Annotated in this window: 19 protein-coding genes; 4 read left to right on the forward strand and 15 right to left on the reverse strand. The window is 62.3% G+C overall.

Annotated features, from left to right (window positions below; genetic code table 11):
- Positions 1–11 precede the first annotated feature (11 nt).
- Positions 12–1,928, reverse strand: coding sequence for a PrkA family serine protein kinase (locus AC6LJY_RS16445; RefSeq protein ID WP_370512763.1), 1,917 nt, complete (start codon positions 1,926–1,928; stop codon positions 12–14).
- A 770-nt stretch (positions 1,929–2,698) separates the two neighbouring features.
- Positions 2,699–3,814 (reverse strand): bifunctional diaminohydroxyphosphoribosylaminopyrimidine deaminase/5-amino-6-(5-phosphoribosylamino)uracil reductase RibD, encoded by a 1,116-nt coding sequence (gene ribD, locus AC6LJY_RS16450; RefSeq protein ID WP_498136368.1) that lies wholly within the window; start codon positions 3,812–3,814, stop codon positions 2,699–2,701.
- A gap of 232 nt (positions 3,815–4,046) precedes the next feature.
- Between ribD and AC6LJY_RS16455 the strand changes: the two genes are divergently transcribed.
- Entirely contained in the window at positions 4,047–4,610 is a 564-nt protein-coding gene (locus AC6LJY_RS16455) for a cysteine hydrolase family protein (protein ID WP_314360691.1), read from the forward strand.
- 17 nt (positions 4,611–4,627) lie between these two features.
- Positions 4,628–5,590 carry a GlxA family transcriptional regulator gene (locus AC6LJY_RS16460; protein ID WP_498136362.1) on the forward strand — a complete coding sequence of 321 codons (963 nt, stop codon included), beginning with the start codon at positions 4,628–4,630 and terminating at the stop codon, positions 5,588–5,590.
- A 72-nt stretch (positions 5,591–5,662) separates the two neighbouring features.
- Here AC6LJY_RS16460 and nrdR read toward each other — a convergent pair whose 3' ends face one another.
- The 4 genes from nrdR to tyrS form a co-directional block, all read right to left on the reverse strand.
- Positions 5,663–6,142: a transcriptional regulator NrdR gene (gene nrdR / locus AC6LJY_RS16465; RefSeq protein WP_046806113.1), complete on the reverse strand. Its 480-nt coding sequence runs from the start codon at positions 6,140–6,142 to the stop codon at positions 5,663–5,665.
- A gap of 220 nt (positions 6,143–6,362) precedes the next feature.
- Positions 6,363–7,613, reverse strand: coding sequence for a serine hydroxymethyltransferase (gene glyA, locus AC6LJY_RS16470; protein WP_485802001.1), 1,251 nt, complete (start codon positions 7,611–7,613; stop codon positions 6,363–6,365).
- Between the two features lie 268 nt (positions 7,614–7,881).
- On the reverse strand, positions 7,882–8,538 hold the full coding sequence (locus tag AC6LJY_RS16475; RefSeq protein WP_104145164.1) for a YbhB/YbcL family Raf kinase inhibitor-like protein: 657 nt from the start codon (positions 8,536–8,538) through the stop codon (positions 7,882–7,884).
- A gap of 72 nt (positions 8,539–8,610) precedes the next feature.
- Complete coding sequence (tyrS, locus tag AC6LJY_RS16480) at positions 8,611–9,840, reverse strand: tyrosine--tRNA ligase (protein WP_120153768.1); 1,230 nt, start codon at positions 9,838–9,840, stop codon at positions 8,611–8,613.
- Between the two features lie 257 nt (positions 9,841–10,097).
- Between tyrS and AC6LJY_RS16485 the strand changes: the two genes are divergently transcribed.
- The gene (locus tag AC6LJY_RS16485; protein ID WP_046806109.1) at positions 10,098–11,507 is read left to right on the forward strand and encodes a M23 family metallopeptidase; all 1,410 of its coding nucleotides are present in this window, start codon (positions 10,098–10,100) and stop codon (positions 11,505–11,507) included.
- A 79-nt stretch (positions 11,508–11,586) separates the two neighbouring features.
- Positions 11,587–12,720 carry an anhydro-N-acetylmuramic acid kinase gene (locus tag AC6LJY_RS16490; protein ID WP_498136363.1) on the forward strand — a complete coding sequence of 378 codons (1,134 nt, stop codon included), beginning with the start codon at positions 11,587–11,589 and terminating at the stop codon, positions 12,718–12,720.
- A gap of 69 nt (positions 12,721–12,789) precedes the next feature.
- Here AC6LJY_RS16490 and erpA read toward each other — a convergent pair whose 3' ends face one another.
- From erpA to AC6LJY_RS16535, 9 genes are all read right to left on the reverse strand, one after another.
- Positions 12,790–13,161 (reverse strand): iron-sulfur cluster insertion protein ErpA, encoded by a 372-nt coding sequence (gene erpA, locus AC6LJY_RS16495; protein WP_498136364.1) that lies wholly within the window; start codon positions 13,159–13,161, stop codon positions 12,790–12,792.
- Positions 13,162–13,247: 86 nt separating this feature from the next.
- Positions 13,248–13,997: a DUF6776 family protein gene (locus tag AC6LJY_RS16500; RefSeq protein ID WP_413815431.1), complete on the reverse strand. Its 750-nt coding sequence runs from the start codon at positions 13,995–13,997 to the stop codon at positions 13,248–13,250.
- Between the two features lie 46 nt (positions 13,998–14,043).
- Positions 14,044–15,108: an N-acetyl-gamma-glutamyl-phosphate reductase gene (gene argC / locus AC6LJY_RS16505; RefSeq protein WP_046806107.1), complete on the reverse strand. Its 1,065-nt coding sequence runs from the start codon at positions 15,106–15,108 to the stop codon at positions 14,044–14,046.
- A gap of 221 nt (positions 15,109–15,329) precedes the next feature.
- Complete coding sequence (rpsI, locus tag AC6LJY_RS16510; protein WP_006217310.1) at positions 15,330–15,722, reverse strand: 30S ribosomal protein S9; 393 nt, start codon at positions 15,720–15,722, stop codon at positions 15,330–15,332.
- Between the two features lie 9 nt (positions 15,723–15,731).
- Positions 15,732–16,160 carry a 50S ribosomal protein L13 gene (gene rplM, locus AC6LJY_RS16515; RefSeq protein WP_006217309.1) on the reverse strand — a complete coding sequence of 143 codons (429 nt, stop codon included), beginning with the start codon at positions 16,158–16,160 and terminating at the stop codon, positions 15,732–15,734.
- A gap of 321 nt (positions 16,161–16,481) precedes the next feature.
- On the reverse strand, positions 16,482–17,192 hold the full coding sequence (locus AC6LJY_RS16520; protein WP_498136365.1) for an ABC transporter ATP-binding protein: 711 nt from the start codon (positions 17,190–17,192) through the stop codon (positions 16,482–16,484).
- Positions 17,193–17,247: 55 nt separating this feature from the next.
- A complete protein-coding gene (locus AC6LJY_RS16525; RefSeq protein ID WP_046806105.1) occupies positions 17,248–18,036 on the reverse strand; it encodes an ABC transporter ATP-binding protein in 789 nt (262 codons plus the stop codon).
- A complete protein-coding gene (locus AC6LJY_RS16530) occupies positions 18,029–18,910 on the reverse strand; it encodes a branched-chain amino acid ABC transporter permease (protein ID WP_046806104.1) in 882 nt (293 codons plus the stop codon). Before AC6LJY_RS16530 ends, AC6LJY_RS16525 begins: the two co-directional genes overlap by 8 nt.
- A 3-nt stretch (positions 18,911–18,913) precedes the next feature.
- Positions 18,914–19,795, reverse strand: coding sequence for a branched-chain amino acid ABC transporter permease (locus tag AC6LJY_RS16535; protein ID WP_498136366.1), 882 nt, complete (start codon positions 19,793–19,795; stop codon positions 18,914–18,916).
- Positions 19,796–19,937: the final 142 nt, after the last annotated feature.

The raw sequence follows: 19,937 nt of genomic DNA on the forward strand, positions 1-19,937 counted from the left end.
ATTCACCTCGCTCAGGAAGACTTCCTCACTCGGAGGTACCACTCGCACAGCAGCCTGACCTGCTTTTCCGTGTAGCCCTTTTCCACCATGCGATCCACAAAGCTCTGGTGTTTCGTTTTGTCCTCGGCCGAAGCCTTGGCGTTGAACGAAATCACCGGCAGCAGATCTTCCGTATTCGAGAACATCTTCTTCTCGATCACTTCGCGCAGCTTTTCATAGCTGGTCCAGGTCGGGTTGCGGCCATTGTTATTGGCGCGCGCCCGCAGCACGAAGTTCACGATCTCGTTGCGGAAGTCCTTCGGGTTCGCAATACCTGCCGGCTTCTCGATCTTTTCCAGCTCGTCGTTCAACGCGCTGCGATCGAAGCTTTCGCCCGTTTCCGGATCACGGAATTCTTCGTCCTGAATCCAGCAGTCGGCAAACGTGACGTAGCGGTCAAAGATGTTCTGGCCATACTCCGAATACGACTCAAGATAGGCGGTCTGGATTTCCTTGCCGATGAATTCCGCATAACGCGGCGCCAGGAACCCCTTGATGAATTCAAGATAGCGGCGACGAATTTCTTCCGGATAGTCTTCGCGCCCGATGCGTTGCTCAAGCACATACATCAGATGCACGGGGTTGGCCGCTACCTCGGTCTGGTCGTAGTTGAAGACGCTGGACAGGATCTTGTACGCGAAACGCGTCGACACCCCATTCATGCCTTCATCGGTGCCCGCGTAGTCCTTGTACTCTTGGAGCGCCTTGGCCTTAGGGTCCACGTCTTTCAGGCTTTCGCCGTCATAGACGCGCAACTTGGAATAGATGCTGGAGTTTTCAGGTTCCTTCAGACGCGTCAGCACGGAGAACTGGGCCATCATATCCAGCGTTCCCGGCGCGCAAGGTGCGGCCGACAACGAGCTGTGATGCAACAGCTTTTCGTAGATGCGGACTTCTTCAGACACCTGCAAGCAGTACGGCACCTTGACGATATAGATACGATCAAGGAACGCTTCGTTGTGCTTGTTGTTGCGGAAGGTCTGCCATTCCGATTCGTTCGAGTGCGCCAGGATCGTGCCGTTGAACGGAATCGCGGAAAAGCCTTCGGTGCCCTTGAAGTTGCCTTCCTGCGTGGCCGTCAGCAGCGGGTGCAGCATCTTGATCGGGGCCTTGAACATTTCCACGAATTCCAGCAGCCCCTGGTTCGCCAGGCACAAGCCGCCGGAGTAGCTGTAAGCGTCCGGGTCGTCTTGCGAATGTCGATCCAGCTTGCGGATGTCGACCTTGCCGACCAGCGAGGAAATGTCCTGGTTGTTTTCGTCGCCCGGTTCGGTCTTGGCGATGGCCACTTGACGCAACACCGACGGGTTCAAGCGCACGACACGGAATTGCGAGATGTCGCCGTCGAACTCCTTCAGCCGCTTGACCGCCCACGGCGACATGATGCCCGTCAGGTACCGGCGCGGAATGCCGTATTCCTTTTCAAGCGTGTCGCCAAAGCGTTCCGGATGGAACAAGCCCAGCGGCGATTCATTGACGGGGGAACCCTTCAGGGCATAGATGGGATAGCTTTCCATCAGGGCCTTCAGACGTTCGGCGATGGATGACTTACCGCCACCGACGGGGCCCAGCAGATAAAGGATTTGCTTGCGCTCTTCCAGCCCTTGCGCGGCGTGTTTGAAGAACGCGACGATCTGACCGATCACGTCCTCCATGCCGTAGAACTCCTGAAACGCCGGATAGCGCCGGATGGTCCGGTTGGAAAACAAACGGGAAAGACGTGGGTCGTTGCGCGTATCCACGACTTCGGGTTCGCCGATCGCCGCCAGCATGCGCTCAGCGGGGCTGGCATACGCCATGGGATCACGTTTGGCGAGGTTCAGATACTCCTCAAGAGAAAGCTCTGACTCCTGCTCTCTTGCATACTGCGACTTGAAGCCTTCGACGATGTTTTGCACGGAAACCTCCTACAACACGCGAAAAATTCACTACGCCTACGTGTCCCCATTGTGCCTAAGTGCCGACGCTTTACCAGTCAATCTCGCGTTTGGCGTTTTCGGCCAGTTGTTATGTTGCTTTCGCCACACATCAACCATGAAGCACGGTCGGACCCTTTCCAGTTAGGCTGCAAGCGCCTGACGCAAGTTCCGTCAGGGAATGCAACTTACGTGAATAAGTTAACTCGCTCATCTTCAGCATATTGCTATGGCAGCCATGCGTGGTGCGACCGCACATGAAATGGACGGCAATGATTTGAAGGGATGAGCGATATCCCGGTGGATTCTTATGATTCGAGCAGTAGCTCGATGCGTCCGCCATGCGATGGCGGCGAACGTTCTGAAGAGCGCGTTGCGCTTCATTCAGCAGCGTGCCGGTCGGTTATGAAACAGCGCCGATACTGCGGCACGGGAATCCGTGGTGACGTGGGCGCATAGCACTTTGCGGTGATGGCCGCAGGCAGGAAGCGCCAAGTCATGTGTCTATGCTAAAGCCAATTGACGGTTTTGTGGCAATTCATTTGGCGTAATGATCAAAATCGTAATGCGGGTTTTCAGCAAGCAAAGGAGCGAGCAAACAGTCGCAAACTTTGCCGCAATTGCCGTGCCGAACACGACGCAAAGCATCGTCAATGCGTCGCGAAAAACGCGATTGGCAGCCGCCTGTGACGAGTGCTAGCACCTTGCCTTGAACGTGCGACGATGTTCAAACCAAGACCGCATCAAACCGACGTCGGCAACGCCACGCGCTGCATCAGCTCGCGCCAAGTGGCTTGCACGCGAGCACGCAAACGCAGGTCCGCGCCCACCATGACGCTATCGATAAATTCGTAGCGGTGCGCGGCATCCAAGTGCTCAAGCATGGGCAAACGGACCATGCCCGCCGCATCGCCAAGCAAGACAGGCGCCAGATACAACAGCAATTCGTCGACGCAGCCCGCGCCAACCAACGCGCCGCTCAGGCCGGCACCGGCCTCGACGTGCACTTCGTTGAACTCTGCTTGCGCGAACCAGCGCATCATGCCGCCAAGGTCCACGCGACCCGGCACGGCCCCCGGCATGAGGATGACGCGCGCGTTCTTGTCGGCCAGCCGTGAGGCCTTGGCGGCATCTTCGCGCGCGGTGAACAGAATCACTGGCCCCCCATCGAACAGGCGGGCATCTTCGGGAATGGCAAATTGGCCATCAACGACGGCTTTGCGCGGCTGGCGCGGTGTGTCGACGTCGCGCACGTTCAGCAGCGGATTGTCTTTCAACACGGTGCCCATCCCGGTCAGCACGACGCAGCTGCGCGCGCGCCACCGGTGGCCATCCGCCCGGGCTTGCGGCCCGGTAATCCATTGGGACATTCCGTTATGCAGCGCGCTGCGCCCATCCAGCGACGCCGCCATCTTCATCCAAACCCAGGGCAAGCCGCGGCTCATGCGCGAAATAAAACCGGCATTCAGCGCAAGCGCTTCTTGCTCGCACACCCCCGTCGTCACGTGGATGCCGGCGGTGCGCAAGCGCGCCAGCCCCTGCCCGTTGACCAGCGGGTTGGGGTCGCCGATGGCGACGACCACGCGCGCCGGCCGGGCCGCCAGCACGGCGTCAACACAAGGCGGTGTGCGCCCGAAATGGCTGCAGGGCTCAAGCGTGACGTAGATCGTGGCGCCTGTTACGTCGTGGCCACGCGCCTTGGCGTCACGCAACGCGCCGATTTCGGCATGAGGGCCGCCAGGAGGCTGCGTGGCGCCCTCTCCCAGCACTTGCCCATCGCGCACGATGACGCAGCCTACGCGCGGGTTCGGCGCGGTGGTGTAAAGCACGCTTTCGGCCAGCGCCAGGGCGCGGCGCATCCAGGAAATATCGTCGGATTCGCTTGGGTGTGTCATGGCGGAATTGTATGTCCGGCGACGCGCATGCGGTCGTTCCGGCAGGCCGCGGATAGGGGTAAGCTGCTGGCAGGGACCTCGCAACAGGAATGTCCGTTTTGGGCCGATAACGGGCCCGGGAATGGCTCGCCGGGCGCCGCAAGGCGTCGCAGAATACCGCTACCCCCTCAAAAACCCTAGGCCTGGAGGCCGGACCATGAAACAAGCACTGATCGTCATCGACGTCCAAGAGTCTTTTCGGCAACGTCCGTTTTGGGACGAAACCGAGTACCCCGCGTTCGTGACGCAGCTCCAGGGCCTGATCGATTCGGCGCGCGCCAAAGACATTCCGGTGCTGCAGGTGTTTCACAAAAGCCCGTCGGACGACGCCTCCAACCCCTTCTCGCTGGCTTCGGGACAAGTCAAAACGCTTGCCGAGCTCCGCGTTTCGCCCACGGCCGTTTTCCACAAAACCGTGCATTCGTCGCTGTTTGCGGTTGATGCCAACGGCGCAACGCTGCACGATTGGTTGCGTGAAAACGGGGTGGAAGGCGTCATCGTCAGCGGCATCCGCACTGAACAATGCTGCGAAACCACCTCGCGCCACGCCAGCGATGCGGGTTTCAAAGTGGTGTTTCCGACGGACGCCACGCTGACCTTCGCGATGCAAAGCCCTTCGGGCAAGCATTACAGCCCGGCCGAGATTCGCGACCATACCGAACTGGTACTGAACGGCCGCTTCGCGCGCATTGCGCGGGCAGCGGACGCGCTGGCGGGCTGAAACGAGGCCGGGCACCCATGATTCCGGTGTATTTCGTTCTACCGCGCGGCATTGTTCTCTTGGACCTGGCGGGGCCGGCGGAAGCGTTCCGCGTGGCCAACAAGCTGTGCCCGGGTACGTTCGAACAGCACTTTTGCGGACCCTCACCGGAAGTGGAAAGTGGGATTACGGGCTTGCATCTGGCCCGCATCCGGCCACTGCCGGCGACGCTGCCAGCCAATGCGATGGTCATTATTTCGGGCGTGGTCGGCCAACATACCCGTCTGGAGGACCCCGACGCGCACGCCATCATCAAGTGGCTGGCCGTCCGCCATCCCGCCGACGGCTTCACGCTGATGACGGTGTGCGCGGGCGCGCTGTTTGCGGCCTCGGCGGGGCTGACCCGCCAGCGCGACTGCACCACCCACCACTCATGCCTGGCGCAACTGAGCAGTATTGATCCCAGCGCCCGCGTGCATGACAACCGCATCTTCATCGAAGACGGCAACCTGGTCAGCAGCGCGGGCATCACCGCCGGCATCGACCTGGCGCTGCATATGGTCGCGCGTCACTGCGGGCCGCGCGTGGCCAGCGAGGTCGCGCGCGAGATGGTCGTCTACCAGCGCCGCGCGGGCACCGATACCGCGCTGTCGCCATGGCTGGAACACCGCAGCCACATGCACCCCACCGTGCACCTCGTGCAGGACGCGGTGATTCGCGATCCCGCCGCGCCATGGTCCGCGCAATCGTTGGCGGACCAGGCGTACACCAGCCCTCGGCACCTTACCCGGCTGTTCCGTGAGCATGCCGGCTGCACACCGATGGATTACCTGTACCAGATCCGGGTGGCGCTGGCGCGCGACTTGCTGCGTGAAACCCGGCTGGACCTGGAGCGCGTGGCCGAAAAATCCGGGTTCGGATCTGCCCAGCACATGCGCCGCGTTTGGCGCAAATTTCAGCCCCAATCCCCCAGCCTGGCGCGTTCGGCGCCCATGCAATAGCGGCGCCGAAGCGCCGCTGTTTCACCGCCATATCGGCACCGCCCGACAACGCCGGCCTCTGCGAACGTCGACTTATTCCTTGCGCAACTTGCCGGGCAGCAGTGGCCCCTGCATTTCACGGATGGCCTCGACGAATTCGCCGATGTCCTCGAAGCTTTTGTAGACCGAGGCAAAGCGAACGTACGCCACCTTATCCAGCTTGCGCAGCTCGTTCATGACCAGCTCGCCGATATGTTCCGACGGCACTTCGCGTAGCCCGCTGGCCAGCAATTGCTCTTCGATGCGTGCGACCGCGGCGTCCACGTCTTCAGTACTGACGGGTCGCTTGCGCAGGGCCAGGCTCAGGCTGGCGCGCAGCTTGACGGGATCGTAGTCGCTGCGGCTGCCATTGCGCTTCACGATGGAAGGCATGGCAAGTTCCACCCGCTCGTAGGTGGTGAATCGCTTGTCACAGGACAGGCAACGGCGGCGGCGACGGATGGCGTCGCCCTCTTCCGACACCCGGCTGTCGACGACCTGCGTTTCGGCATTGCCGCAAAATGGACACCGCATGTGTGTTCCCTATAGGCACGAATGGCAAAATTTGAGCATATTGTAACGACGCGCCCATGGGAAGCGCCGACAGGGATTAATTTGTCCCTAATATTTTCGCTGAATGGCGCGAGGATACCGCAGTGCCGCGCAAAGCAAAGGGACGGCGCCTTGCGGGGCCGTCCCTTAATCCGTCGCCCGCGCGGCGAACCGCGCAGGCTGACTGTTTACCGCGTATGGCTTAACGCTTGCCGTACACGGGCAGGCGCGAGGTCAACTCGTTGACGCGGGCACGCACGGCGGCGATGTTGGCTTCGTCGCGCGGGTTGTCCAGCACGTCGGCGATCAGGTTGGCGGTGAGTTCGGCGTCGGCTTCAGTGAAACCGCGCGTGGTCATGGCCGGGGTGCCCAGGCGGATGCCGCTGGTCACGAAGGGCTTTTCCGGGTCGTTCGGAATGGCGTTCTTGTTGACCGTGATGTGGGCCTGGCCCAGCACGGCTTCCGCTTCCTTGCCGGTGATGCCCTTGGAGCGCAGGTCAACCAACATGACGTGGCTTTCCGTACGGCCGGACACGATGCGCAATCCGCGCTTGACCAGCGTGTCGGCCAGCACCTTGGCGTTCTTGACCACTTGTTGCGCGTAGTCCTTGAAGCCGGGCTCCAGCGCTTCCTTGAAAGCCACGGCCTTGCCGGCGATGACGTGCATCAGCGGGCCGCCTTGAATGCCGGGGAAGATGGCCGAATTGACGATCTTCTCGTGCTCGGCCTTCATCATGATGACGCCGCCGCGCGGGCCGCGCAGCGACTTGTGCGTGGTCGACGTGACGAAGTCGGCATGGGGAACCGGATTGGGATAGGCGCCGCCGGCGACCAGACCCGCGTAGTGGGCGATGTCGACCATGAACAGCGCGCCGTTTTCGCGGGCGATGCGGGCCATGCGTTCGAAGTCGATGTGCAGGGCGTATGCCGACGCGCCGGCCACGATCAGCTTGGGCTTGTGTTCCTTGGCCAGCTGCTCGACTTGCGCGTAGTTCAGGACTTCGTTTTCGTCCAGGCCGTACGAGATGAAGTTGTACAGCTTGCCGGAAGCGTTGACCGACGCGCCGTGCGTCAGGTGGCCGCCTTCAGCCAGGCTCATGCCCAGCACGGTGTCGCCCGGCTTGAGCACGGCCATGTACACGCCCTGGTTCGCTTGCGAGCCCGAGTTCGGTTGTACGTTGGCGGCTTCAGCGCCAAAAATCTGCTTCAGGCGGTCGATAGCCAGTTGCTCGACCACATCCACGTATTCGCAACCGCCGTAGTAACGCTTGCCCGGGTAGCCTTCGGCGTACTTGTTCGTGAGCTGCGTGCCTTGGGCTTCCATGACGGCCGGGCTGGCGTAGTTCTCCGAAGCGATCAGCTCGATGTGCTGCTCTTGGCGAACGTCTTCCTTCTGGATGGCGGCCCAAACGTCCGGGTCAGCCTTGGACAAGGTAAGGTTGCGGTCAAACATGACGGGGGATTCCTGAGGCGGTAAGAGAGGAGAAAGCAGTGTCGGGTGGGTAAACCCGAAGAATTTGCGTAGTTTACCGCGTCAACCAGAATCAATTGCCGCCAAAATGCGCCGAAGGCAGGCAATTTTCGGCCGACGGGCGCGAAAACCACGGCACAGGCTGACGGCGGGAAATCGCGCTCATACCGACTTGAAGAAGATTCATGCAAGGCGCCGCATAAAAAAAGGGCCGCACTCAACGGCGGCCCTTTTGGTTTTTGCAACGGCGTCAGGTCGCTGACGTTGCGCCGATCTGTTTAGGCGCCAGCCGCGGGTTCAGCGTGTAGGTGCCCGTGACCGAAGCCTGCGCCAGCACGTGCTTTTGCATGGCGCGCAGCGCGTCTTCGCCGGTGAATGAACCGTTCAGGTTCAGGCTCTGGACGTCCAGCGCATACAGCGTGAACACGTAGCGGTGGACGATGGAATCGTTCCAGGGCGGGCACGGGCCGTCGTAGCCGAAGTAGTCGCCGCTCATGTCGTGGTCGTTGGCGAACCAGGACGAATACGAGTTGATGCCCTGGCGGGCGTCCATCGGCGCCAGCGGGCCGCCCTTTCCGCGCGGCGTGATCCCATTGGAGAACGCGCCTTCGTCGATTTCGCGAAGATCCGCCGGCAGGTCCACCAGCACCCAATGGAAGAAATCAACGCGGGGCAGGTCGGCGGGCACTTCGCGGCCTTCCTGGTTGACGTCATCGGGCTGCGACGGCACGTCCGGATCATGGCAGATCAACGCAAACGACTGCGTTCCCGCCGGGACGTCGTCCCACGAAAACTGCGGGTTGTGGTTGTCTGCCAGCGCGACGTGCGATTGCGCATCGACTTTGCCGAACGCATAACGCTCGGGAATCGACTCGTGATCGGAAAAAGACAAACTCGAAAGTTTCATGTCGTGCTCCTTGAAATGCCGCAAAGGCGTACCAGCCTTCGTCCGTACCCTCAGCGTATCAAAACTTCGCAATCATGGGTTCAAGTTAACACGCGCGAACTTGCGCTTGCCCACTTGCACCACGTAGGTGCCCGCCGGCAATTGCAACGATTTATCTTCCACCCGATCGCCATTGACGCGCACCCCGCCCTGCTCGACATTGCGCTGCGCCTCGGAACCGGACGCGACCAGGCCGGCCTCGCGCAGCAGCTTCAGGATGCCGACGGGCGCGCCGCCGATATTCACTTCGGGCATGTCTTCGGGGATGGCGCCGTCACGGAAGCGCGCCTCGAACGAGGCCAGCGCGTCGTCCGCCGCCTTGGCCGAATGAAAGCGCGTGATGATTTCCTGAGCCAGCATGACTTTGGCATCACGCGGGTTGCGCCCGCCATCCGTCTCTTGCTTGAGGGCGGCGATGTCTTCCAGCGAGCGGAACGACAGCAGTTCGAAGTAGCGCCACATCAGCGTGTCCGAAATGGACATCAGCTTGCCGAACATCGAATCGGGCGACTCTGAAATGCCGATGTAGTTGCCCTTGGACTTGGACATTTTCTCGACGCCGTCGGTACCGACCAGCAGCGGCATCGTCAAAATGCACTGGGGCTCCTGGCCATATTCCTTTTGCAGCTCGCGCCCGACCAGCAAGTTGAATTTCTGATCGGTGCCCCCCAGCTCCAGATCGGACTTCAGCGCCACGGAGTCATAGCCCTGCATCAGCGGATACAGGAATTCGTGCACCGAAATCGGGATGCCACCCTTGAAGCGCTTGGTGAAATCCTCGCGTTCCATCATGCGGGCAACCGTATAACGGGACGCCAGCTGGATCATGCCCCGAGCACCCAGCGGATCGCACCATTCGGAGTTGTAGCGGATCTCGGTACGCGCCGGGTCCAGCACCAGGCTGGCCTGCGCGTAATACGTCTTGGCGTTGGACTCGATCTGCTCTCGCGTGAGCGGCGGGCGGGTGCTGTTGCGGCCGCTGGGGTCGCCGATGGTCGAGGTGAAATCGCCGATCAGGAAGATGACGTTGTGGCCAAGGTCCTGCAACTGGCGCATCTTGTTCAGCACCACCGTGTGGCCCAGATGGATGTCGGGCGCGGTGGGGTCCAGCCCCAATTTGATGCGCAGCGGCACACCAGTGGCGCGGCTTTTTGCCAGCTTGCGCGCGAATTCGGATTCAACCAGCAGTTCGTCGCAACCGCGCTTGGCTATACGCAGATCAGCTTCGACTTCAGGAGTGATAGGGGCTTCAGAGGGAGACATGGCAGGGGGACCAAAGCGGCTTCAGCCGACAAAAAGGTGTAAAAAGTGACGAAAACTATCGAAAATTCTAGCCGAATCAGCTAGGATACCGCCCAATCATACGCAACTGCCATATATACGCAGTTGTGGTTCGGTCTACCACCCGTTGTTCACAAGATGCGCCCCGCGCCAGCCCTTGCCCCGGATATCGTGGCGCGCGGGGGCCGTTCGTGTCACGCACCCTGCGAGCTCATGCCACCTGAGAGGGTATCTTCACGATGAATCGTGGCCTCCACGAACTGGCGAGTAGCATCAAGCGCAAAGTTGCTGCCCTGTTTGCGCCCGTTGAGCCCAAGCCGCATCGCTCGGGACTTTTCCGTCGCACTGTTCTCGTCACCGCTATTGGTCTGTTTGCCGGCGCCGCCGCCCTGGGCATGGTGCAGCAACCCGACCGCTCCGAACTCCCCCCGTCCCGCATCATCCAGAGCGTTCTGCCGCTGACTGCCGAGCAGGTCGAAGTCAGCACGCCCAGCGCCGCGCCGTACATCAGCGAAACCCGCATTCGCTCCGGCGACACGCTGGCCGCGGTGTTGCAGCGCCTGGAGCTGGACGCGCCCAGCCTGCAAACGTTCCTGACGCATGACCCCAGCGCCCGCAGCATCTACAAGCTGTACCCGGGCCGCTCGGTGCAAGCCGCCACGGACGAACAGGGCAACCTGATCTGGCTGCGTTACATCCATACGCCGGGCAACGAGACCGACGGCCAGGTCGTCACGCGCATGCTGCACGTCGCCCCTGCCGGCGACACCTACAAGGCCGAGGAAGTCACCGAAAGCACCGAGCGCCAGACGCGCGTTGCCGTGGGCACGATCAAGTCGTCGCTCTTTGGCGCGACCGACTCCGCCGGCATTCCGGACTCGGTCACCATGCAGATGGCCGACATCCTCAGCGCCAAGATCGACTTCCTGCGAGACCTGCGCCAAGGCGACCAGTTCCGTGTGGTCTACGAAGTCCGCTCGCACGACGGCCGCTATGCCGGCGCGGGCCGCGTGCTGGCTCTGGAATTCATCAACGGCGGCAAGACCTACAACGCTGTCTGGTTCAGCCCTGACGAAAAATCCGGTTCGTACTACGACTTCGACGGCACCAGCCTGCGTGGCGCGTTCCTGCGCACCGCGTTGAAGTTCAGCCGTATCAGCTCGACCTTCGGCATGCGCATGCATCCCATCCACAAAACGTGGACGGGTCACAAGGGCGTGGACTACGCGGCGCCTTCGGGCACGCCGATCCACTCCACGGCGGATGGCACGGTCGAGTTCTCGGGCTGGCAGAACGGTTACGGCAACGTCGTCATCGTGAAGCACCACGGCAAGTATTCGACGCTGTACGCGCACCAGAGCCGCATCGCCGAGGGCATCACCAAGGGCGCCAAGATCTCGCAGGGGCAACTGCTGGGCTATGTCGGTTCTACCGGCTGGGCCACCGGCCCGCACCTGCACTACGAGTTCCGCGTGGACAACCAGCCGATCGACCCGCTGGCGGTGGACCTGCCCGTTGCTCGTGCCCTGGAACCGGCGGAAGTCCGTGCATTCAACAATGCCGTGGCGCCCTACAAGCAACAGATCCAGCTGCTGACGCAATTCCAGCAGACGCTGCCCGACGCGTTGACCAACGTGGCCAGCCGCTAGGCGGCCAGATCCGCAAACGTCCAGAAAGGCGGCCCGCGCAAACTCTGCCGGCCGCCTTTTTCTTTTTATCGAGGCGCCCGTGAACTCCACTTCAACCGCATCGCCCGCACACCAGGGGCTTTATATCGGCTTGATGTCCGGCACAAGCGTCGACGGCGTGGACGGCGTGCTGGTGCGCCTGGGCGAGTCCCAGGCCCCGCAGGTGCTGGCCAGCGCCAGCCTGCCCATGCCGGAAAACCTGCGGCGCGAGCTCTTGGCGCTGAACGTTTCCGGCAACGATGAGCTGGCTCGCGCCGCCTTGGCCGCCAATGCGCTTGCCCGCTTGTATGCGCAAGCGGTTTCCGCCCTGCTTCAGGACGCCGCAGCGGATGCCACCGACGTGATCGCCATCGGCTCGCACGGCCAGACCGTCAGGCACCGACCCGATAGCGGATATACGGTGCAATTGAATGCGCCCGCGCTGCTTGCTGAACTGACCGGGATCGACGTCGTAGCGGATTTTCGCAGCCGCGATGTGGCCGCCGGGGGCCAGGGCGCGCCGTTGGTACCCCCCTTTCACGCGGCGATCTTCGGCGCGCCGCATGGCCGTGCCGTCCTCAACCTGGGCGGTATCGCCAACGTCACCCTGCTTGTTCCGGGCCAGCCCGTGCGTGGCTTCGATACCGGCCCCGCGAACGTGTTTCTGGACGCCTGGTGCCAGCGTCACCTGGGCCAGCCGTACGACGCAGACGGCCGCTGGGCCGCCACCGGCCAGGTGGTGGCGCCGCTGCTGGAACAGTTGATCGCCAGCGAACCGTGGTTTGCGCTGCCCGCGCCCAAGTCCACCGGGCGCGACCTGTTCAACCTGCAATGGCTTGATGATCGTCTGGCGGCCTTTGACGGCCCCAAGCCCGCGCCCCAGGACGTGCAGGCCACGCTGCAACGCCTGACCGCCCGCACCGTGGCAAACGCCATCGATGCCGCGGCGGCGGGCACGCAGGACGTCTTCGTATGCGGAGGAGGCGCGCGCAACGCGGGCCTGATGCAAGAGCTGGCGTACTGCCTGCAACGGCCCGTACAGCCAACCGACGCGCTGGGCGTGCCGGCACAACAGGTCGAGGCATTGGCCTTTGCGTGGCTGGCGCAGGCGTTCGTGCAGCGGCGGCCGGCCGGGCATCCCGCCGTGACAGGTGCACGCGGGCCGCGTATTCTGGGGGCGCTGTATCCGGCCTGATCGCCCAATCACTGCAATGCAAAAAGCCCTTCGGCGTGCCGAAGGGCTTTTACTTTCCTGCCAGGGTTATTACACCGAGAACGAGGAACCGCAGCCGCACGTGGTGCTGGCGTTGGGATTGCGGATGACGAATTGCGCGCCTTCCAGGTCTTCCTTGTAGTCGATTTCGGCACCGACCAGGTATTGGAAGCTCATCGGGTCAACCAGCAGTTGGACGCCGGCCTTGTCCAGCACGGTGTCGTCTTCGTTGACGACTTCGTCAAACGTGAAGCCGTACTGGAAACCCGAACAGCCGCCACCTTGGACAAAGACGCGCAGCTTCAGGTCAGGGTTGCCTTCTTCGGCCAGCAAATCCTTCACTTTGGCGGCAGCCGAGTCGGTAAAGACCAAGCGCACAGGCGGGGCGGCCTGAAGATCGACGGTTTCGGTTACTGCATTCATGGTTCACTCCTGGCCGGGTCGGCCATATTTCGGTGAGCGGCAACGGCGCTCGCATAGTGTCACTATAGCGCAGGGCTTGACTAGACTCAAAGTTCCAGTTTGACACTTCGCGACGCGCGGACGGTTTCGCCTTCCAGGACGCTGACGGTCACGCTTTCGGGGACAAATCCCTCGGGTACGGCCAGGATGCCCTGGCTGCGTTGGTACTGATCGAACTGCAACGCCAGCGAGGCGGCCGTGGTGGTTTCGCCTGTAGTCGTTACCGGGCCGGTCTCGGCCTTGACCTGCATCGGCGCCAGGTCGACGGTAACGGTTTCGCCCTTGAGCACGCCCGTGGCTTGAAACCGCAACGCGCCCGCAAACGGCGTGCCGCCATTGCGGCCGCTGCGCATCAACAACACTTTGTAGCGCAGGCCGCCGCCTTCACGGTCGATCTGCACGCCCCGGATATCCACCGACCCTTCCGGGCCCGCAGGCAATAATTGTTCGTAGAACGCCAACTGGTCGCGCACCCGCCCGACCTCGGCCTGGGCGACGCGCAACTGCGTTTCAAGCTCTTGACGGGCCGACCGCTCAATGACGAGTTCGCCGTCCGCCGTATCCAGCTGGCTTTGCGTGTAGCGCAGCTGCGCGTTTTGCTGGCGCATGGCCTCTGCCTGCGCCTCGGCCTGTTGTGTACTGATCACCAAGGCGTCCGGCGGACGAGCCTGCCGCAGCGCATAGCCGTAACCGACGGTGCCTCCCAGCAGCACGCCGATCAGCAGCCCGGCAACGATGCGCAGCATCCCGCCTGCAGGGCGGGATGGCGAGTGGGAGGACGGGGCGTCGACGGGCATAAAGCGCGCAGGGCCGGCCACTTGCGCCGCCGGCCCGTGCAAAGCCTCAAGGCAGGATTGCCACCTGATCCAGGCCCGTGGATTCGGTAAACCCGAACATCAGGTTCATGTTCTGCACGGCCTGGCCGGCAGCGCCCTTGACCAGGTTGTCCTGCACGACCATGACGATCAGCAGGTCACCGTTGTCGGGGCGGCTAAGGGCGATGCGCAGGTTGTTGGACGCGCGCACCGACCGGGTCTCGGGCAGGCTGCCGGCGGGCATGACGTCAACAAAAGGCTCGTTGGCGTAACGCTCTTCGAACAGGGCCTGGAAGTCCGTGTCGCGCGCTTCGGGCAGGATGCGCGCGTACAACGTCGAGAACATGCCACGGATCATCGGCACCAGATGCGGCACGAAGGTCAGACCGACCTTGCCGCCGGAGATCTTTTCGAGCTGCGACGAAATTTCCGGGTGGTGACGGTGGCCCGACACGCCGTACGCCTTGAAGTTATCGGACGCTTCGGAGAACAGCGAGCCAACCTCGGCCTTGCGCCCGGCGCCCGACACGCCCGACTTGCAGTCGGCGATCAGGGATTGCGTGTCGACCAGGGCCTTGCCGCCTTCCAGCAACGGGGCCAGGCCCAGCAGCACGGTGGTCGGGTAGCAGCCGGGGTTGCCGATCACGCGCGCCTTGGCGATGGCTTCGCGGTTCAGCTCAACCAGGCCGTACTGGGCTTCAGCCAGAATTTCGGGGCACGTGTGGGGGATTTTGTACCAACGTTCGAACGTCGGGATGTCCTGCAGGCGGAAGTCCGCCGCCAGATCGATGATGCGGGTTCCGGCGGCCAGCAGCTCTTGCGCTTGCGCCATCGCCACCCCGTGCGGGGTCGCGAAGAACACCACGTCGCATTCGGTTAGCGACGCCTTTTCCGGTGCGGAGAAGGCCAGATTCACGCGACCGCGCAGGTTCGGATACATATCAGCGACCGGCAAGCCGTCTTCCTTGCGGGACGTGATGGCGGTCAATTCCACATTGGGATGCTGCGACAGCAAGCGCAGCAGCTCGACGCCGGTGTATCCGGTGCCGCCGACAATACCAACCTTGATACGGGTATTCGATGCTTGGGCCATGATAGGTATGAACTCTTCGTAGGACGAAAACAGATTGTATCGCCCGGAGAATACAGGGTTGCGCCGACGCGAGCATCGCGTGGAACGATCTGGACTCATCCGACCGAAAAAGGCGGCGCGGAGTTCCGCGTTGCAGAAGGCGGGCGGGACAAATCGGACACCCATCCGCCATCAATGCCCATAAACAAAAAACCCGCCGAAGCGGGTTTTTTGCAGCAACATTAACGCTTGCTGAACTGCTTGCGACGACGTGCCTTGCGGAAGCCGACCTTCTTACGTTCGACTTCACGGGCATCGCGGGTCACAAAGCCAGCTTGCGACAGTGCGGGCTTCAGGGTCGCGTCATAGTCGATCAGGGCACGCGTGATGCCGTGACGGACTGCGCCAGCCTGGCCGGTTTCGCCGCCGCCGTGGACGTTGACTTTGATGTCAAACGATTCCAGGTGGCCGGTCAGTTCCAGCGGTTGGCGCACGATCATGCGACCAGTTTCGCGGGCGAAGAAATCGTCAACGGGCTTGCCGTTGACAACGATCTTACCCGTGCCCTTCTTGATGAAAACGCGAGCCACCGAAGTTTTGCGACGGCCGGTTCCGTAATTCCAGTTACCGATCATGGCGTTTCCTTAGATATCCAGCGTCTTGGGCTGCTGGGCGGTGTGCGGGTGCTCGGCACCAGCATAGACCTTCAGCTTCTTGATCATGGCGTAGCCCAGAGGACCCTTGGGCAGCATGCCCTTGACGGCCTTCTGAATGGCGCGACCGGGAAAACGCTCTTGCATTTTCTCGAAGTTCGTTTCGCGGATACCGCCCGGGTACGTGGTGTGGCGGAAGTACTTCTTGTCCTTCGCCTTGGTACCGGTAACGACGATATCGGAAGCGTTGATGATGACGATGTAATCGCCAGTATCAACGTGCGGCGTGAATTCAGGTTTGTGCTTGCCACGCAGACGACGTGCGACTTCGCTGGCCACACGACCGAGGACTTTGCCCTTGGCGTCGATCACAAACCAGTCACGTTGGACTTCATGCGGCTTGGCCACAAAGGTCTTCATGATGGTTCCTAAGAATAAAAAGTTCTTGCTGACTAGAACGTCTAGCCAGTGTTCTTTCCCCAACTGGGCAAAAACCTGATGAACCGCAACCCAAGGATTCGGTTCGGGGTTTTGCCTTTATCGACGTCCCGCCTAAGCGTTATTACCCGCCCGTGCAATAGCCAAAATGAGGGAAAGCCTGAAATTCTAACACGGCTGCTCAAAGATTGGGCAAGCGAAAAGAAGTCAGGTGGCGGCTGGCCGCAAGCAACGTTGCAGCCAGCGCACAGAAAAATCCGGGGACAAATCGCCGGCGCCCGGGCCGGCCAGAGCCCGGCGCGCTCAGGCGCCCAGGTAGGCTTCCAGCACGCGCGGGTGGCCCAGCAGTTCGCGGCCCGTGCCGGTCAGCGCCATGGCGCCGTTTTCCAGCACATACCCGCTTTGCGCGATCTTCAGCGCCTGACGCACGTTCTGCTCCACCAGGAACAGGGTCAGCCCATCGCCGTTGATGGCGCGCAGGGAACGGAAAATTTCCTGCACGACGATCGGCGCCAGGCCCATGGACGGCTCGTCCAGCAGCAGCAGGCGCGGCTTGGCCATCAGGGCCCGGCCAATCGCCAGCATCTGTTGTTCGCCACCCGACAGGTTGCCGGCGATGCCCGTGATCCGTTCCTTCAGGCGCGGAAACAGGTTGAACACGTATTCCAGGTCGGAAGCCACGTTCTTCAGGCCACGGCGATACGCGCCCAACTCCAGGTTTTCCAGCACCGTCATGGTGGTCAGGATGGCGCGGCCTTCCGGCACCTGCACGATCCCGCGCGCCACCAGTTGGTGCGGCGCCAGGTTGGTGATGTCTTCGCCTTCGAACAGGACGCGGCCGCGCGCCTTGGGCAACAGGCCCGACAGCGCCAGCAGCGTGGTGGACTTGCCGGCGCCGTTGGCGCCGACCAGGGCGGTGATCTCGTTGGCGTTCAGGTCCAGGTCGATGCCGCGCACGGCTTCGATGTGGCCGTAGTTGACTTCGAGTCCGCGGACTTCAAGCATTGCGCTCATTGTGCAGCCTCCGCGCAACGCGCTACGGTATTCATCTTGGGAGCAGCCCGGCGACTCATTTGGCGGCCTCCACTTGTTCGGTGTCTTCGTCGTCTTCGCGGCCCAGATAGGCCTCGATGACCTGCTCGTTGTTGCGGATTTCGTCGGGGCCGCCGCAAGCGATGATCTTGCCAAAGTTCAGCACCGCGATGCGTTCGCACAGGCCCATGACGAAGCGCATGTCGTGTTCGATCATCAGGATGGTGTAGCCGCGATCCCGAATGGCCAGGATCTCGCGCATGAGCTCGGCGCGTTCGCCGGTATTCATGCCCGCGACCGGCTCGTCCAGCAGCAGCAGCTTGGGCTCGGTGGCCAGCGCGCGCGCCAGCTCCAGGCGGCGCTGTTCGCCGTAGGACAGGTTGTCGGCCAGATCGTTTGCCTTGTGATCCAGGCGCATCCACGTCAGCAATTCGTGCGCGCGCTCGCGGGCACGTTTTTCGTGTTCGCGGTAACCCGGCAGGCCCAGCAGCAAGCTGGGAAAGCCGTAGTTCATGTGCCGATAGGCGCCGACCACCACGTTTTCCAGCAACGTCATCTCTTTGAAGAGACGAATGTTCTGGAACGTGCGGGCGATGCCCATGCGCGTGATGCTGTGCGGCTTCTTGGACAGGACGCTTTGGCCGTTGAACGTGATGGTGCCGCCGCTGGGCGGCAACAGGCCGGTGATCAGGTTGAACACCGTGGTCTTGCCGGCGCCGTTCGGGCCGATCAAGCCGAAGATGGAACCCTCGGGCACCGACAGGTTGACGTCATGCAGCACATGCAGGCCGCCGAAGCTCTTGGAGACGGAAGAAAGCTCAAGCATGGCGCTTGCCCCCCTGGCCGCCCCGGCCTTGACGCATCCAGCGCTTGAAGCGCGCCGGATCCCAGATGCCCTGCGGCAGGAACAACACAATCACCACCAGAATCACTCCGTTGGCGACCAGGCGCAGATCCGCAAAACCGCGCAGCAGCTCGGGCAACACGGTAATGATGAAGCTGCCCAGCACGGGACCGGCCAAACCGCCGATGCCGCCCAGGATGGCCATGGTCAGGATTTCAACGCCACGGTCGAAACCGTATTCATTGGGACCGATGAAGAAGGTCAGGTGCGCGTTCAGGGCGCCAGCCAGACCCGCGATCATCGCGCCGGCCACGAAGGCCAGCATCTTGTTGGCGCGCACGTCGATGCCCATCAAGCCGGCCGCCGTTTCGTCGCCACGAATGGCGTCGAACGAGCGTCCGATCTTGGAGGCGCGCACGCGCCACAGCACGAACAGCACGATGACGACCGCCAGCACCACATGCCACCACTGCGTCAGCTGCGGGATGCCGTTCAGCCCCAGCGCGCCGCCGGTGATGGATTCGGTGTTCAGGATGGTGACGCGCACCACTTCGCCAAAGCCCAGCGTGGCCATGGCCAGGTAGACCCCGGACAGGCGCAAGGTTGGCAAACCGATCAACGCCGCCACCAGCGCGGGCGCGGCCATGCCCCCGGCCAGCGCAACCGAGAACGGCGCGTCGTAGTTCATGGTGAGCAGCGCGGCGGTGTACGCCCCGATGCCCATGAAGGCGGCGTTGGCCATGGCCAGCATGCCGCAGGCCAGGGTCAGCCAGATGGAGAGGGCCAGCAATGCGTTGGTGCCCAGCGTAAGCACCAGGTTGCCGTAAATGGCCCAGAAGTTTTCGAATCCGCTCATTCTTTAAGCCTTGCGTTGAACCACTTTGCCGAACAGACCTTGCGGGCGCACCAGCAGGATCAGGAACAGCAGGCCGAAAGCCACCGCGTCGCGCATGGTGGAGCCGATGTAGGCCACCGACAGCACCTCGGCGAATCCCAGGAACAGACCGCCCAGCATGGCGCCGCGTATGTCGCCCATGCCGCCCAGGATGATGACCGCGATGCCCTTGTGCAGCATCGGCTGGCCCATCAGCGGGAACAGCGCGTTCGAATACAGGCCGATCAGCACGCCGGCCACGCCACCCAGGGCGGCGGCGGCGAACGAGGTCGTGACGAACAGCTTTTCAACGTTGATGCCAAGCAGCCACGCGGCCTTGGGCGATTCGGCGATGGCGCGCAGCGCGCGGCCGAACTGCGTGCGGCGCATCACGTACATCAGCACGGCCATCAACGCGAACGACAGGAAGATGATGCCCAGCTCGATCACGGTCAGATGCAGGCCGGCGACCTCGATCACTTCCTCGGGCACGGTACCGTGCGGAAAGCGCAGGTTGCTGGCGCCAAAGATGCTCTGGGCGCCGTTATTCATGATGATGCCCACGCCAATCGTGGCGATCATGGGGATCAAGTGGGGTGCGTTGCGCTTGCGCAGCGGCTTGAGGACCAGGTAATCGATGATGACCCCGGTGAAGCCGGCCACAAAGAACGCGACCATCAGCGCCGCCCACAAGGGCAGGCCGAATTGCTGAACCACGAACAGTGCCGCGTAGGCGCCAATCATGAAGACGGCGCCATGCGCCAGGTTGATCACCCCGAGCACGCCGAAGATCAGCGTGAAGCCCAGCGCGAACAGTGCATACACACAGCCCAGCGACAAGGCATTGACGAATTGTTGTTCGAACATGATGGGACTTTCCAGATCTATGAGGGCCCCATGCAGCGCCCACTGCATGGCCTGACGCCGCCCGCGAAGACGGCATGGCTTTTATTGGGACGGCCCTGCGATAAAAAGCGCCTTGCGGCCAGCCTGTGGGCTACCCGCAAGG

The sequence above is a fragment of the Achromobacter sp. RT286_PF genome, from assembly GCF_059760425.1.